At 44.7% G+C, this 15,002-nt stretch carries 11 protein-coding genes and 1 tRNA gene; 2 read left to right on the forward strand and 10 right to left on the reverse strand.

Going from position 1 to position 15,002, the window contains the following annotated elements; translation table 11 throughout:
* Nucleotides 1–78: 78 nt before the first annotated feature.
* The 7 genes from IPZ60_RS05305 to speB all read right to left on the reverse strand — a co-directional run bounded on the left by IPZ60_RS05305 (nt 79) and on the right by speB (nt 9,191).
* Nucleotides 79–1,485, reverse strand: a complete 1,407-nt coding sequence (locus IPZ60_RS05305) for a YjiH family protein (RefSeq protein WP_194196794.1) — start codon at nt 1,483–1,485, stop codon at nt 79–81.
* A gap of 1 nt (nt 1,486) precedes the next feature.
* Nucleotides 1,487–3,283 (reverse strand): D-lactate dehydrogenase, encoded by a 1,797-nt coding sequence (gene dld, locus IPZ60_RS05310; protein ID WP_194196795.1) that lies wholly within the window; start codon nt 3,281–3,283, stop codon nt 1,487–1,489.
* Nucleotides 3,284–3,355: 72 nt separating this feature from the next.
* Nucleotides 3,356–5,077 carry a 5-guanidino-2-oxopentanoate decarboxylase gene (locus tag IPZ60_RS05315; protein ID WP_194196796.1) on the reverse strand — a complete coding sequence of 574 codons (1,722 nt, stop codon included), beginning with the start codon at nt 5,075–5,077 and terminating at the stop codon, nt 3,356–3,358.
* Nucleotides 5,078–5,168: 91 nt separating this feature from the next.
* Nucleotides 5,169–5,912, reverse strand: a complete 744-nt coding sequence (locus tag IPZ60_RS05320) for an MBL fold metallo-hydrolase (protein ID WP_194196797.1) — start codon at nt 5,910–5,912, stop codon at nt 5,169–5,171.
* Nucleotides 5,909–6,709, reverse strand: a complete 801-nt coding sequence (locus IPZ60_RS05325; RefSeq protein ID WP_194196798.1) for a carbon-nitrogen hydrolase family protein — start codon at nt 6,707–6,709, stop codon at nt 5,909–5,911. The genes IPZ60_RS05320 and IPZ60_RS05325 overlap by 4 nt, the downstream gene beginning before the upstream one ends.
* The gene (locus tag IPZ60_RS05330) at nt 6,706–8,052 is read right to left on the reverse strand and encodes a cytosine permease (protein ID WP_194196799.1); all 1,347 of its coding nucleotides are present in this window, start codon (nt 8,050–8,052) and stop codon (nt 6,706–6,708) included. The genes IPZ60_RS05325 and IPZ60_RS05330 overlap by 4 nt, the downstream gene beginning before the upstream one ends.
* Before the next feature lie 170 nt (nt 8,053–8,222).
* Complete coding sequence (speB, locus tag IPZ60_RS05335; protein ID WP_194196800.1) at nt 8,223–9,191, reverse strand: agmatinase; 969 nt, start codon at nt 9,189–9,191, stop codon at nt 8,223–8,225.
* 185 nt (nt 9,192–9,376) lie between these two features.
* Here speB and IPZ60_RS05340 point away from each other — a divergent pair, with 185 nt between their 5' ends.
* On the forward strand, nt 9,377–10,279 hold the full coding sequence (locus IPZ60_RS05340) for a LysR family transcriptional regulator (RefSeq protein WP_227669227.1): 903 nt from the start codon (nt 9,377–9,379) through the stop codon (nt 10,277–10,279).
* A gap of 17 nt (nt 10,280–10,296) precedes the next feature.
* Here the strand turns inward: IPZ60_RS05340 and IPZ60_RS05345 are convergent, their stop codons facing one another.
* The 3 genes from IPZ60_RS05345 to IPZ60_RS05355 form a co-directional block, all read right to left on the reverse strand.
* Nucleotides 10,297–12,087 carry a potassium/proton antiporter gene (locus tag IPZ60_RS05345; RefSeq protein WP_194196801.1) on the reverse strand — a complete coding sequence of 597 codons (1,791 nt, stop codon included), beginning with the start codon at nt 12,085–12,087 and terminating at the stop codon, nt 10,297–10,299.
* A 392-nt stretch (nt 12,088–12,479) separates the two neighbouring features.
* Nucleotides 12,480–12,815, reverse strand: a complete 336-nt coding sequence (locus IPZ60_RS05350) for a GlpM family protein (protein WP_194196802.1) — start codon at nt 12,813–12,815, stop codon at nt 12,480–12,482.
* A gap of 202 nt (nt 12,816–13,017) precedes the next feature.
* On the reverse strand, nt 13,018–14,682 hold the full coding sequence (locus tag IPZ60_RS05355; protein WP_194196803.1) for an alpha-keto acid decarboxylase family protein: 1,665 nt from the start codon (nt 14,680–14,682) through the stop codon (nt 13,018–13,020).
* A 244-nt stretch (nt 14,683–14,926) separates the two neighbouring features.
* Here IPZ60_RS05355 and IPZ60_RS05360 point away from each other — a divergent pair.
* Nucleotides 14,927–15,001, forward strand: a tRNA-Gly gene (locus tag IPZ60_RS05360).
* Nucleotide 15,002: the final 1 nt, after the last annotated feature.

Raw genomic sequence — 15,002 nt, forward strand, 5'->3', positions numbered from 1 at the left:
AAATAATCGGCTTATCTGACTACAGAAAAAACCGATTATTTGCTTAGGCTAGATACATTATCAATATTGTACGCGTTCCTAATACAGCAGATGTGCCACAGAAGTAATCACCACCAAGCTAATAATGGTACGAAGCATAAAGATCAAGAATAGCTCTAAGACATTAAGCTTAATGTTAGATTTTAAAATCAGCGCGCCCACTTCAGACATATAAATAATCTGCGTAATAGAACAGGCGCCAACGATAAATCGTGTCATCTCACTCTCGATACTTTTACCCACCAAGGCTGGCAAATACATATCCGCAAAGCCCATAATCATGGCAGGTGCCGCTTTTGCTGCTTCTGGAATCTGTAACCATTCAAGCAAAGGTACTAGCGGCGTCGCTAACCAGTTAAAGACAGGCGTGTACTCTGCTAAACCAAGGCCAATCGTACCGATAGCAAAAATCACAGGGATTAGACCAAAATAGATATCGAACAAATTGTTTACACTGCGTTTGAACACCTGACCTAAGCTAGGCATAGAGTGCGCACGAGTCACCGCACGGTTCACTGCCCATTGATAAGTTGAATACTCAGCAGGAATACCTTCATCTAGCATGCTTTTGCCCGAATGATATGTATCAGGCTTGCGTGACAATGGCGGTATGCGCGGCATGATGATCGCAGCGATGAAACCTGTCAAAGCAATGGTCAGATAAAAGTAGACGAAATTATTATCTACGCCGATGGTTTTTGCGACTACATAGGTAAAGGCAATAGACGTCACCGAAAAAGTCGTGGCAATGACGGCTGCTTCGCGCTGGCTATAGAAACTCTTGTCATACTCTTGCATGGTGACCAGCAATCCAATAGAAGCTGCGCCAAACCAAGAAGACATCGCATCGACTGCAGAACGACCTGGCAGTTTGAAAAGCTTGATAAATACTTTACTGGCAAGCGTTCCCAAAAACTCCATCAAGCCAAAATCAGTCAAAAATGGCAGCGATAAAATAGCAAAGAAAAATAAAGGAATCAGAATAGGAATCAAGTCTTCAAAAATGACACCGCCGGTATTACGATTGATAATAAACTCGGGGCCAACTTGTAAAAAAATCATCCAAACAAACAACATGCCCAAGAAGCGAGTGGCTAACCAAAACCAATCTACATCAAAGAGCTTTTTTACTGGTGACTCTTCATGCAAAGTGGGTTTTAATATTTTGACCGCCAAAGCCCCTATGAAGGAAATCGATACGATCGCCATTGCGATATAGACCACAAATCCGCCTAACGCGGCTTGTAGCGTATCGGTCAACACACCCAATAAAATCGTGACCTTACCATCCCACTGAAACGGTATGATAAATAGCGCAATACCTAGTGCTGAAAACAATAAAAACTTCCACATGGCCGCACGCCACTGTCCTGCTTTTGGCGTTTCTGGATCGACAGTATTATTCCCTAAAATCGGTTGCTGCGACTTATCCATATAGTTTGTCATTTCACTTCTCCTTAATGGGCGATGATTGCCAGTTTTTCCATTTTTCTGTCTGACCAATACCGGGGTTAAGCGAATTGGTTGGATCTAGTTTTTTATAAAAAGAATGTAATGCAGGTTTGGCGGTATATACATGGCCCACATTGTGCTCAGCAGGATACTCGATATGACGCTGATCATAAAACGCCAGTATGTCATCCTTGAATTTTTTTGAATCTACTTCAGGATGTAGCAGGTAGTCTTGATGCATGACATGGCAGAAAAAATGCCCTAAATAAAAGGTCTTGCTTACCTGTTCTTGCAAGTGGTTAGGCAAAGACTCATCCCAATCTACGGCATTCCGTGGCAAGGCAATATCGGTAGACAACAGCTCACCAAACTCTGTGTGGTTGAGATTGTGATAACGGAACATAGCAGCCGTGGCAGCACTACGAAACACCAATAACGCTTGCGCTTCTTGTTCAATACAAAGATGCAATGCGCCCTCATTCTGCTGCATATGCAACTGTAAAAATGCTTGCGCTGCGGCAATATGTTGATGACTGGCGCTATCGTTGCCGTCATCATTACCTTTCCCATTGTCACAACCATTTGCCACTTTGATAATCAAATGATAGCGATATGCTTGCGATTGCTTAGCCAAGGGTTTTGGCAATGATGGCGGCATAAAAACGCTAGCCATCTGTAGCACACGGTCAGGCAAAGTCTGTGGCAATCGCCATTTATCCAAATAATAACCAATCTTCATTTGTAGCCGATATAACTCGCCTATCTTGCTAGCAGGGAGCTTTCGCATGCTTAAGCAAGTATCGCGACCATAACGTATTGTGATGTCGTTATAGTCTTTGTGCATATACTCTGCCAATACAGGCAGGTTCAATTCACTTTTTAGCCACTGTTGCCTGAGCGTGGTCAAAGTATCTGCGTCATTGGTCGAGATGTAGAATGTTTGCTCTTGTGTCGGTTTGGCAAAGGTCGCCACCCGCACAGCAAATATGATGACCTTGCCTGCTGAACCAGACGCTTCATACAGCCCATTGGGGTCATTGTTAAATCTAGCAGGTGTGTCCGCTTCGCAATCACGTACTTTGTGTTGATACTGATGGTTGGTACAGGCTTTTCCATTGCTTAGGCTATCTGAGTCTCTTTCGAATCTGCCCGCTTGTAGGTTTTCAAGTATCTCCTCTGGATGTGTACCTAAATCAACCCCTAAATGGTTGATTAACTCAAACTGTCCTGAAGCATTGCGTTTAGCAAACAATGACATCTCGGTATACGCAGGACCACGTTGCACTAGCATTCCACCCGAGCTATTACAGATTCCGCCAATCACCGATGCGCCAACACAACTAGAGCCCAATACGGAATGCGGCTCACGCCCCAAAGGCGCAAGGGTAGACTCTAATTGCTGCAAGGTCGCCGCTGGTAAAGCTATCAGCTCTTTTGCATCATTCAGTAAGTGCACACCGTTCAATGACTGCATCGAGATAACCACCAGTGGTCTATCATACTCACCATAAGGTGTTGAGCCACCTGTTAGCCCAGTGTTGGCCGCTTGAGCGATAATAATCGTATCCGCTGCTGCACAAAGATTAATGACACGCCATAGAGTTACTAAACTGTCTGGTGTCACAACAGCCAACACATTATCCGCACTCGCTTCTATAGCACCTTGTACATAAGACTGCTGTTGGCTGGGCTTTGTCATTACATTGGGCGCGCCAGCAACGGTCACTAAGTCTGCTAACAAGCTCGCCTGCGATGCATTCAAACTATTAGACGAGTGGTGAGCATTTAACATTACAGACGTTGTTCCTTGAGTAACTAGCCTTTAGTACATTTAAATCATTATCGTCAGCTTAAGCCATTACCATCAACTAAAGCAGGTAAAGCTCTTCCCCATCTCAGCGACAAATGCATCGGTTTCGTCAATCTCATAGATAATAGGCTGCTTACCTTCGATGTCTTGTTGCAAAGCTTCTAGCAATTGCTGTTTGTCAGTAATTCTACGATATCCGGCACCAAATCCTGCTGCTAAAGGTTCAAAGTTCGGTGTCTTAATATTGACACCAATCAATGGCAAACCACCCTCTTCCATATAACGGCGAATTTCACCATAACCTTGGTTGTTCCATAGCAGGACAATCAATGGTAGCTCAAGCTCGGCGGCGCAGATGAGTTCTGCAATGGTAAACTGAATTCCACCATCACCCATTAGGCTGACCACTGGCGATTTTGAGCCAACCATCGCTCCAATAGCAGCGGGCAAGCCATAACCTAACGTGCCAAATCCTGTCGATGAGTTAAACCATCTACGGGTCGCCAATGCTTCAAAGCCAAGATTGCCACTATAGACAGTTTGTGTCGAGTCACCAACGAAGATGACGTCTTTCACTTCATCGCGAATAAGTTGAAGCAGTGCATTTTGACCAGCGAATTCTGGCGTCATATCTGCTAACAATGCCTGTTTTGCCTCAGCGACTCGCACTGCTGCTTGATTATCCAACTTCTGACTTTCTAGACGTTTACAGAGTCCGCTAACGGCCATTTGCGCATCGGACAATACTGCGATGTCGGCTCTAAAAGGACGATGCAGTTGCTGAGCATCACAGTCGATACGAATCAACGTGCCATTGATTTTAAACTCGCCATTAAAGAAGACATCATAGTCCGTCTCCCCAAGCTCAGTGCCAATGGCCAATACCAAATCAGCCTCGGTGATAACGGCTCGACCTGCCGCTAATGACTGGTTGCTGCCTAAGCTCAATGGATGAGTAGGTGGTAATAGACCTTTAGCATTAATCGTCAGAAATGTCGGTGCATCAATCAGCTCTGCTAGTTTCTGTGCCGAACTATCGACATCAACGCAGCCGCCACCATAAAGTAAAACGGGATTCTTTGCTGATTTTAACGTCTCAACGATTAAATCAAGCTGCGCAGGATTAGGAAGTGGTCTCATGACTTGTGGTAGCGTTAGAGCAACATGATTAGCTTGGCTAGCTTTAGAGTCGTTTATGCTAGGCGGCTTGGCCACGTGGCTGGCATCGGCAGTGATGACATCAATAGGCAACTGAATGTGAACCGGTCCCGGACGCGCACCATTAAATAAAGCAAAGGCTTCTGCGATGACTTTCGGTAGCGCTTCTGGTTGCCAGATGGTCTTGCTAGTAAGTGCAACTTTACTGACCATGCCCTGCTGGTCATGTAACTCATGTAAATGCCCTTCCTCACTGCCCGTATCTTTTACTTTATTCACACTAGATATCACTAGCATCGGTATAGAATCAGCAAGTGCCTGTGCCATCGCTGTCATGATATTGGTCATACCAGGGCCGGTAATAATAAAACAAACCCCAATCTTTCCAGAAGCACGGTAGTAGCCGTCAGCCATAAACCCAGCGCCTTGCTCATGACGCGGTGTCACGTGACGGATATCGGTATTGGGCAGGCCGCGATACAGCTCTACTGTGTGCACACCTGGGATGCCAAATACAGTCTCTACACCATAATATTCTAGCCATTGTACTAGCAGCTCACCGCAGGTTAGAGATGGGACTGTAGATACGTCAGAAGACATTTGCGTCAATTGGGTCATGAGTTTTTCATCCTGAAAAATATAATAAGTATTAAGTTAAGATTTTTATATTGGTTCGCGATTTTTTTAAATATTTCTTAAATGCTATCAATCATAAATCATGGTGCCGTAACCAATCATCAATCATGACGTTTAAACGTTTGCCTGAAAAACTAGGGAAGTGACCACCGTGAACAACTCGTACAGGCAATGCATTTAAGCGGCGCATACTCTTGGCATAATCAGACATATTGCTGTGCCAAGTATCCTCAATTAATGGACCGTCATAGATAAGATCACCAGAAATCAAAGTTTCGCTAGCAGCTTCCCACAAGGCGATACCACCTGGGGAGTGACCAGGCGTATGAATTACTTCAAATTGACGATTGCCCAAGTCAATCACATCCCCATCCTCAAGTTGCATAATTTTCGCTGGGGCAGCGATTTTATAGCCACAATGAGCATAAGGCTCAGGAGGTAGCGCATCAAACATCTCATCATTGACAAACATATCAGCCAAGGTGCGAGCGTTGTCTGGCTCAGCGAGAATATGGGCTTCAGCAGAATGTACATGACAGCATTCAAACTCATTTGCCGCGCCAATATGGTCAAAATGCGTATGACTGGCAACACCAACAATATCGCGATCAGCGAGCAGAGCGACGTGGCGGCGCAATGGTACAGCACCTAAGCCAAAATCTACTAATAAATCTCGCTGACTGCCTCGCACGTGCCACAGATTACAGCGAAAAAATGGCTTAATCCACGGCTCATCGATGAGCGTAATACCATCACTGAGGGTAGTCGTTCGATACCAGTTTTCTGGTTTAATACGTGGTAATGATTGCTCACTCATGAGTCCGCTCCATTAACGACATGAGTACCCTTAAGAACACGCAGGTCCTTAAGATAGTTTTGGTGCGTGCGACTCTCATCGATGCAGGCGAGATCGATATCTACTATCATGGTGCCAGCTGCTAAACCAAGTCGGCCGAGCACCTCACCATCAGGACCAGCAACGATGCTATTGCCACAGAAATGGAGCGTTTCTTCCACACCTGAGCGGTTGATACAAGCAACAAAGCACTGATTGTCCATTGCTCGAGCGCGGATTTGTAGTACCTGCCGCTCTGCATTTGGCAACATATTTGCCGTAGGTGATAATATGATTTGCGCCCCTGCTTGCGCCAGCTCTCTTGCTACTTCTGGAAACTCATTGTCATAGCAAATCATCAATCCTAATTTACCGAATCGAGTATCCACCACACAAGATTGCTTGCCTGCGGCAAAGAAGTCATTTTCGCGATCCCATAAATGTCGCTTATGATAAGTGGCAAGGTGCTGACCGTTGTCATCTAACAATACAGCAGCGTTGCTAAACTCACCATTAGCCCCCTGCTCAGCCAGACCAAATAGCAAATGCACGTTGTATTTATCAGCAAGCTTGGCAGCTTCGGTGACGATTGGACCGTCGATCGCTTCAGCGAGATCATCAAGGCGCTCAAAGATGTTGTAGCCTGTAAATGCTAGCTCTGGCAGGGCCAATAAATCCACTTTAGCTTCTGCTGCTAAGCGACAGAGTGACTCCAATACTGCTAAATTAAAAGTAGGCTCAGCCCATAAAGGATCCGTTTGAGCAATCATCAATCTCATAATGAAGGCTCCTTTTGAGCAGAAGTGATCGCACTATTAGGACGAGTGAATAAAGTAGCACCTAACCAGTAGAGTCCACCCGTGATGATAAAGACGGGTAACGAGGCCCCAAAAGATGGCGGTGCTATCAAGGTCCAGTAAGCGGCAAGCGCTGCACCCATTATGTAGGACGCGATAGCAATTTTTGCAGTAGGACGGCCCAATTGCTTAGTAGAGTCAAGCAGCTTTTCTGTATAGCCCTCTTGACCAACAAGATAGTAATCAACAATCATGACTGAGAATGCTGGGATGAACAGTGCACCGACGATTAACAGGAAGTTTTGGAACTGATCTAAAATACCAGGAATCAATGCACCAAAAATAGTGACCAAACCAATGATAAGTGCAGGTTTCCAAAAGCTCATATTAGGCGCGATGTTCATGCATGATAGCGTTGCGCTATACACTGCCATCACATTGGTTGTCATGACTGAGAAGAAAATAACCAATGCGGCTGGCAAACCAAAACCAAATTCAGCGAGCAAGCGAGTCGGATCGTAAGTCTGCTCCATGCCGTTTAGGATAGAGAGCCCTGAGATTGTCGCACCCAAGCCCATGGCAACGATGGCCGCTATGATATAACCAAAGTAAGTACCCCATACTGCGATTTTAGATGTCTTACAATTGCGATTGTAGTCAGCTGCCGAAGACATCCAAGAAAATGCAGTGGCGATAACGATATCAAAAGCGATACCTAGCGTAATACCATTACGCGACTCAACTGGCATCTCAAACAGTGTAGACACATCATAATGCTGATTTAACTGATAGAGCACCACCACGGTAAGACCTGCCATTGCTAATGCAGCCCAGCGTTCGACAAGTTCAATACCAAGATGACCACGTAATACAATCAACACCACGACTGTCTCACACAGAATGACAAATAATGGCAGATTGCTATAACCTGTTGTGGCTTCCACTGCATAATTCAGGCTCATGCCAGCGAGCAAAGCCTGAATACAGCTCCACGCGATGAGCACACCCATATTGACCAGTGAAATCAACTGACTACCCAACGGCCCATAAGCTCTACGCGTTAGGGCCATCGAAGGTAGACCAGTTCGCTGACCCATCAGACCAACTAAGAGTAGCGGAATGGCACCGATTAATGAGCCAATGAGTACCGTCGTTATAGCCGTGGTAAACCGTAAATCAGGTACTAATAACATCCCAGTTAAAATAGTCGTGACGACGATATTGGCACCGAACCACAGTGCAAACGTACCAATCGAACCTAAACTGTGTCCAGCCTCATTTGGAGATAGCGTATCTTGACCAAAAAATGAAGAAGGTTTACTCATGAGCATCTTCCTTAACCGAGTTGTATTAATACCAGCAAGCCAATTGCCCTGGTGACGATGCAGCTATCCGGTCATATACCATATTTGGATAGCTACCCTATGCTCCTAATTTAACCAATAAGAGAGAACGAATACCCCTCCCCTTATGGTTATCGTCGCAAGACACTCTACTAATAAACAGCTTTAACCTTATCGTCATAACGCACACCCGGTAGGATACATAGCATCTCAAACAATAAGTTCGCAGCCAGTACAGAGGTGTTACCAAATGGATCATAAGGTGGTGATACTTCAACCAAATCACCGCCGACTACATCTAGACCGCGCATACCACGAATGATTTCGATACCTTGAGTAGACGTCAGACCACCGATTTCCGCAGTACCAGTACCAGGTGCAAATGCAGGGTCAATACCATCAATATCAAAGCTTAGATAGACAGGACCGTCACCTAGTTTTTCACGTACTTCTGCCATCAGCGGGGCCAATGACTTGTACCAACACTCCTCAGCAGGCACAACGCGAAATCCCTGCTCGGTTGACCAGTCAAACTCTTCAGCACTATAACCTGTACCACGCAGACCAATCTGAACCACACGGTTGCCATCGATTAGGTTTTCTTCGACAGCACGGCGAAACGGTGTGCCGTGGGCGATTTTTTCGCCAAACATATCATCATTGATATCCGCATGAGCATCGATATGCACCATACCGACAGGGCCGTGTTTTTTGGCAAGTGCGCGTAGGATAGGAAGTGCGATGGTATGATCGCCACCCAACGTCAGTGGAATCGCGCCGTGTTTAACGATTTTATCGGTATAGAATTTTTCGATGATATCGACGCTTTTTAGGAGGTTAAAAGTATTGATAGGTACATCACCAATATCAGCGACTTGTAAGGATTCAAAAGGGGCAGCACGAGTGGCTACATTGTAAGGACGAATCATGCGTGACTCATCACGAATCTGTCTTGGGCCTAGTCTCGCACCGCTACGGTTCGATGCACCGATATCTAAAGGCACACCTACAAACGCGACATCTAACCCTTCGGCATCTGCCTGAGTTGGCAGACGCATCATAGTGGCGAAACCGCCAAATCTTGGCATTTCGTTACCGCTTAGTGGCTGATTGAAGCTCATAAATCACGTCCTTATTACCTGTTAATTAAAATACACAATTTGCTACATACCCTTGACAATACCTAAATATAAGACAGCAAACCATGGTAAAATTTAGAAGTAAACTTCTGAATTTTCGTAGTAAAGCAGACTTATACGTTATTAGCAGAAGTTTGTTGAAGAGAGTATTTATCGGAGGATGGATCTTGATATTAGATGAGTTGATAAAAATAGATGTAAAAACCCTACGTAGCTTTATGGCCATCGTAGACTCTCAAGGGGTGACAGCAGCTCAGACGCGCCTAAATGTCACACCTTCGGTGATTAGCGGTCATCTAACACATCTAGAAGACCGTTTGGGCATGACATTATGCCATCGTGGTCGCGCAGGATTTAAGCTGACAGAAGATGGCGCAGCGGTTTATGAGGCTTGTGTGGCCTTTACCGAATCGGTCGCTAACTTTCAACATCAGCTGCATTATATTCAGCAACTAGACTCTGTTCATGGCGGTCATATTAGACTGTGCCTAACCGATCAAATGCCCAAGTTTTTTTATGACGTGCTTCGACAACGGCTTGCGAACAGCTACCGTAACAATCCACTGATACATTTTTCTATCGACGTACAAAGCCCTGAAAGCATGTTAGAGAAACTGCTCAGTAACGAAAGTGATATTGGGGTCGGTTATTTTGGCAGCTTTCCACCACTACTGACGTTTAAGCCAGCATTTGTAGAGAGACAGGTCGTTTGCTGCGGACGCGAGCACCGGTTATTTTACAATTCAGAAGGTTTGACATTAGAGGACTTAGAACAAAACCATCCGTGGATAAAAAGAGGCTATATTACTGATGTCAGCATCCATCATGTACGCCCCAAAACATTAAGCGCCACGACGTATCATATGGAGGCTACTGCACAGTTGATTCTGGCCGGTCACCATGTTGGCTACTTGCCTCGTGACCTAGCCATGCGGTACGAAAGAGAAGGTTTGATGAAAATATTACTGCGAGAAGAAGCCAGTTATGCCGTCGAGCACCATTGGGCGTATCGGCAGAACCAGCACAAACACATTGCTGATTTTTTGAACAAAATGATGAATTTATTATAAAAAATCACTGCACACAACTAAACTGCTGTTGGTAGCTCTCGGTGTTTTAAGCCAATGGTTCGCAGTCTGCCTTTGTCATCGACTTCTTTGATGACCAATGACCACTCATCGCTTATTACGACAGTGTCACCAGAGACTGGTGCAGTATCCAAACGTTGCTTTACATACTCAGCGACCGTCTGATCCCACATGCTTTTTGAGCCATCTTTAGGCTTTGGCTTTAGATTATCCACTAGAGATTCAGACGTCATCGCTCCAGTAAAAAATGGCAAATCGCCGAGCTTGACACTGGGTGATAGCAGCCAATCTCCATAAAAGTCATCAATCGCTTTATGATTCAAAGTCGTGTCATTAAAGATTTTGGCAATCTTGCTGGCGTGATTGCCTCGCATCGCATACCAAACGCTATCACCAAATTTCAGCTTCGTCTCTTCATCAGTAACGACAATCTGCTGTCCACGTACCAGTGCAAAAATACGAATCTCATCAGGGTTGACACGTTTAGATATCTCTAAGGGATGTCGACCGATAGCGAAAGCGCCTGATTGAACTTCGAACTCATATAAAGTAATACTGGCTTTATCGGACACCCAAACTTCGTGTTCTTCTTTTGGGTCTTTATTCGTTGGAATACGTACCTTAAACAAATTCGCCATGATAGGAATGGTCGTTCCTTGCAAAATCAAAGACACAACGACCACGCCAAAAGCAATATCGAACAGCATAAAGGCATTGTCTATGCCTGCCATCACCGGTAAGAGAGCCAATGTAATAGGTACCGCGCCACGCAGTCCAACCCAAGAAATAAAGCCAATTTCTCTGTCTTTAAATTTGAATGGTTTGACGCTGGTATATACGGCGATAGGACGAGCAACGAAGATCATAAAGGCCGCTATCGCTACTGAATAGTGCCAGACATTGAGAACATTCGAGGGTGTGACTAGTAGCCCTAGTACGACAAAAAGCACCGCTTGTGATAACCATGCAAAGCTATCCATGACTCGCATCACATGCTCAGTCGAGCGCACTTTATGATTGCCAATCATGACACCCGTGAGGTATACCGCCAAAAACCCACTACCGCCTAACATGTTGGTAGCCGCAAAAACGGCCAAGCCCGCAGACAGTATCAAAATAGCATACATACCCTCTGCCAAATGCACCTTGGGCAATAGCCGTGATAGCAAATAACCAAAGAGCAAACCCATACCCAAACCAACGCCCAACTGCTGCAACAGCAAACCCAAAAATCCAAGTACGCTCTGACCATTCGGATCAACATTTAAGGCTATCAAACCAGTGACTAATAAAATAGCCAATGGATCGTTGCCACCCGACTCCAGCTCAAGGGTTGCTTGGACGCGATCATTGAGCTTGACACCGCCATTACGTAATAGAGAAAATACCGCTGCCGCATCGGTCGAACCAACGATAGCCGCCATCAATAGACCAAAGCGCCAATCGACATCGAGCAACCAAGTAACGAATACCCCGAGCACCATGACCGTGGCTAGCACGCCCCATGTGGCTAGCGTAATCGCTGGCTTGAGTCCAACTCTAAATGACTTAAAAGAAGTACGTAGACCACCATCTAGCAAGATACAAGCTAAAGCTGCCTGCCCGACGAAATTGGCCAACGCGTATTGAGAAAACTCAATCCCTAAAATACCTTGCTCGCCAGCCAACATGCCTACTATCAAAAACAATAGTAACAATGGAACGCCCAAGCGCGCTGACAATGTACTGGCCATAATACTGGCAAAAATTAACAATGCTCCTACGAGATATAGGATATTTAAGGTATCCATCTTTTTTTAAGCCCTATTTTTATCAATGGTGATGAATTAAGTTGGTGCGAAAATATTACAATTTAATCTTTTACCTTTACTAGTAAACTCCACATCTGAATATATGTTGATTCAGTTTAAAAAAAGTCGAGGCAACCGAGTGTAGCTGTATATTTAATACTTCAAGCGAGGTTGGCACTGTCACTCTTTTATAGAGGATTAACTATCCTAAAAATATCATTAAGAATAACATCTACTATCATGTCTATAAAAACTATCTATAAAGATTTTTACTAATACTTGCTCTCATTTTAATCATGATAATACAAGTGAGTTTGATGACATGTTTTAAGGACTTTAAATACAGTTGGCGCTATTTCTCATACTATTTTAGACGCTCTCTTCAATACTGGCTATGCTTGTATGTATTGCCACGTAAGCACTAAAATAGCGGCAGCAACCATCCAAGCGACCACCCCTAGCATTAATGCTTTATATAAGCTGACATAGCCAATGCTAAAAAACACCACAAAAGTATAGATAAGATGAGGTATGACGCCGAGCATGCTAAATATCAAGGCGACTTTTAAATCAGCAGGGCTACGCTCGGTACCAACAATGAAATGGCTGATCAAAGTAAACGTGGGAAAAAGCGGCGCAAGTGCCGCCAAATAGAAAAATCGAGTTTGTGCAAATAACTGAATCGCCAATACCATCAAGGCACCAATAAGCATTTTTAGCCAAATCATGATGCGTTCTCTCCTGTCGCATATCAATCGCTTAATTTATCACGATAATGAACGCACAGAACAAAATAGCTGATAATAAATAATGAGAATCCTAAAATACAAAAAAATCCCTACTTGGCATCATGCCAAATAGGGCTTTCACTGTCTAAAAACTAAAGAAAATTGATATAAAAGCTAATTTCCTTTATGCACTGCTATTCATTTAAGAAGGCTTTAGTGCCGCGCTGATGTCTGCTAATAATGGCGGGATATCATGCTTGTCGGCGATGACTTCTAACATCACCAACTTATCCGTGGTCACTGCTGCTTTTTCGAGTGCTGCTTTCAACTCGCCAGCGGTCTCTACTTTGATCATCAAGCTGTTTTCTTCAGTGGCACCAAAAGCTTGTGGCATCAACTGCCAATTGCATTTAGGAATATCATTGTAAGCTTGATTTTCACCATGAATTGCACGCTCTACCGTGTAGCCATCATTATTAATCAACACGATGACTGGATTGGTACGCTCTTGGATCATCACTGCGATTTCTTGAATAGTGAGTAAGGCAGAACCATCACCAATCAGCAACACACTTCGCTTGTCTGGCGAGGCAATGGCAGCACCCAAACTTGCGGGCAGCGTGTAGCCAATCGAACCCCACATTGGTTGCCCGTAAGACGTAACACCCTGTGGCAAACGCACATCACTAATACCAAAGTATGCCGTTCCTTGTTCAGAGAAAACCAAGTTATTATGATCTAAGTGCTCTGCAATAATGTGCCACAGATCGTCTTGGCGGATGGCCTCATCGTCTTTGCCGTTTTGCTCATGAGGATTGACAGGCTCACAGAAAGGTTTTGGCACGATTTTGATGCCAGAGGTCATGACTTCATGCAAGACTTGCAACGCATCTTTTAGCGCAATCGGTGCAAAATTCTGACCACTGATTGACGCCCGCTCATAATGCAAATCTACGACCACATCTTCGTTGATATCTTGACTGAACCCTGCCGTAGTTGTATCCGTATATTGCACCCCTATTTTGATCAGGCACTCACAGTTTTCTACTACGTCCTTGACCACAGGACGTGAGGCGACGCCTGCATAAGTTCCTGCCCAACGATTACTGTTTTCGTCAAGTAGCGTTTTACCCCAAGACAGCGTGGTATAAGGAATATCCGTATCAGCAATCAGTGCTTTAAGCTGATTTTGCAACCCTAAACGATGCACCATCAAATCTGCCATAAGCGTCGTGGTTTTGTTCGGTAAAAACGCTATAAGCGCTTGCTTGAAATCTGCCAATGCCGCTTGGCTGGTGATATCTTCTTGGCTGTCAATCAGCTTCGTGGTTGGTGGGTAAATGGGCATTTTTGCCACATCAGGTGATAACAGCAGATAGCCAGGACGATGTTTCTTAAGAATCAAGCGAATGACACGATCAATCTCTGAGGCCGCGTTTTCTGGTGTGATTTGCGCCCGTGCCACGGTCACTGGCTCTACCATTTTAATGAAGTGATTGAATACGCCATCACCAAGCGAGTGATGAATACGGCGCTTTGAGTCTTGTAGAGCGGTACTTGGCGCTCCCACAACATGCAATACAGGCGCGTACTCAGCAAAAGAGCCTGCCGTCGCATTAATCGCTGACAACTCCCCCACACCAAAAGTCGTGACCATAGCCGCAAACCCACGCTCACGTGCGTAGCCATCCGCAGCATAGCCAGCATTTAGCTCATTGGTATTGCCCACCCAGCGCAGCTTGTCAGAGGCAAGAATATTGTCTAAAAATGTTAAGTTGAAATCACCAGGTACGCCAAATATCTCAGAGGCACCCGCTTCTGCGACACGATCAAACAAATAATCGGCGATGGTATATTGTTGTGTCATTTTTTATCCTTATAAGTACTGATAATCTTTTATGGTTGAAGTGAATTATAATGAGTATTCCAGCCTATTTATCTCATGCAAATTTTTTGGAATGCATATTATAAGAAACTGTTATAACATATCTATGCAGTTGGATGACATGCCTGTTTTGCTAACTTTACTTTTTTTTAACGTAAGTGTTGACAGGTAAGAAAAACTGCGTATAATACGCCTTCATCAACTGACGATAGTTAATTGATAATTAGCGGGAATAGCTCAGTGGTAGAGCATAACCTTGCCAAGGTTGGGGTCGAGAGTTCGAATCTCTTTTCCCGCTCCAA

The organism is Psychrobacter sp. NG25 (genome assembly GCF_015234355.1).
In the GTDB taxonomy this organism is placed as follows: Bacteria; Pseudomonadota; Gammaproteobacteria; order Pseudomonadales; family Moraxellaceae; genus Psychrobacter.

What these genes read in the sequence shown, in the direction of transcription:
- IPZ60_RS05315 (WP_194196796.1), bottom strand. Translation starts at nt 5,077, where the DNA reads ATGACCCAATTGACGCAAATGTCTTCTGACGTATCTACAGTCCCATCT.
- IPZ60_RS05350 (WP_194196802.1), bottom strand. Translation starts at nt 12,815, where the DNA reads ATGATTTGGCTAAAAATGCTTATTGGTGCCTTGATGGTATTGGCGATT.
- dld (WP_194196795.1), bottom strand. Translation starts at nt 3,283, where the DNA reads ATGTTAAATGCTCACCACTCGTCTAATAGTTTGAATGCATCGCAGGCG.
- speB (WP_194196800.1), bottom strand. Translation starts at nt 9,191, where the DNA reads ATGAGCTTCAATCAGCCACTAAGCGGTAACGAAATGCCAAGATTTGGC.
- IPZ60_RS05305 (WP_194196794.1), bottom strand. Translation starts at nt 1,485, where the DNA reads ATGACAAACTATATGGATAAGTCGCAGCAACCGATTTTAGGGAATAAT.
- IPZ60_RS05320 (WP_194196797.1), bottom strand. Translation starts at nt 5,912, where the DNA reads ATGAGTGAGCAATCATTACCACGTATTAAACCAGAAAACTGGTATCGA.
- IPZ60_RS05330 (WP_194196799.1), bottom strand. Translation starts at nt 8,052, where the DNA reads ATGAGTAAACCTTCTTCATTTTTTGGTCAAGATACGCTATCTCCAAAT.
- IPZ60_RS05325 (WP_194196798.1), bottom strand. Translation starts at nt 6,709, where the DNA reads ATGAGATTGATGATTGCTCAAACGGATCCTTTATGGGCTGAGCCTACT.
- IPZ60_RS05345 (WP_194196801.1), bottom strand. Translation starts at nt 12,087, where the DNA reads ATGGATACCTTAAATATCCTATATCTCGTAGGAGCATTGTTAATTTTT.
- IPZ60_RS05355 (WP_194196803.1), bottom strand. Translation starts at nt 14,682, where the DNA reads ATGACACAACAATATACCATCGCCGATTATTTGTTTGATCGTGTCGCA.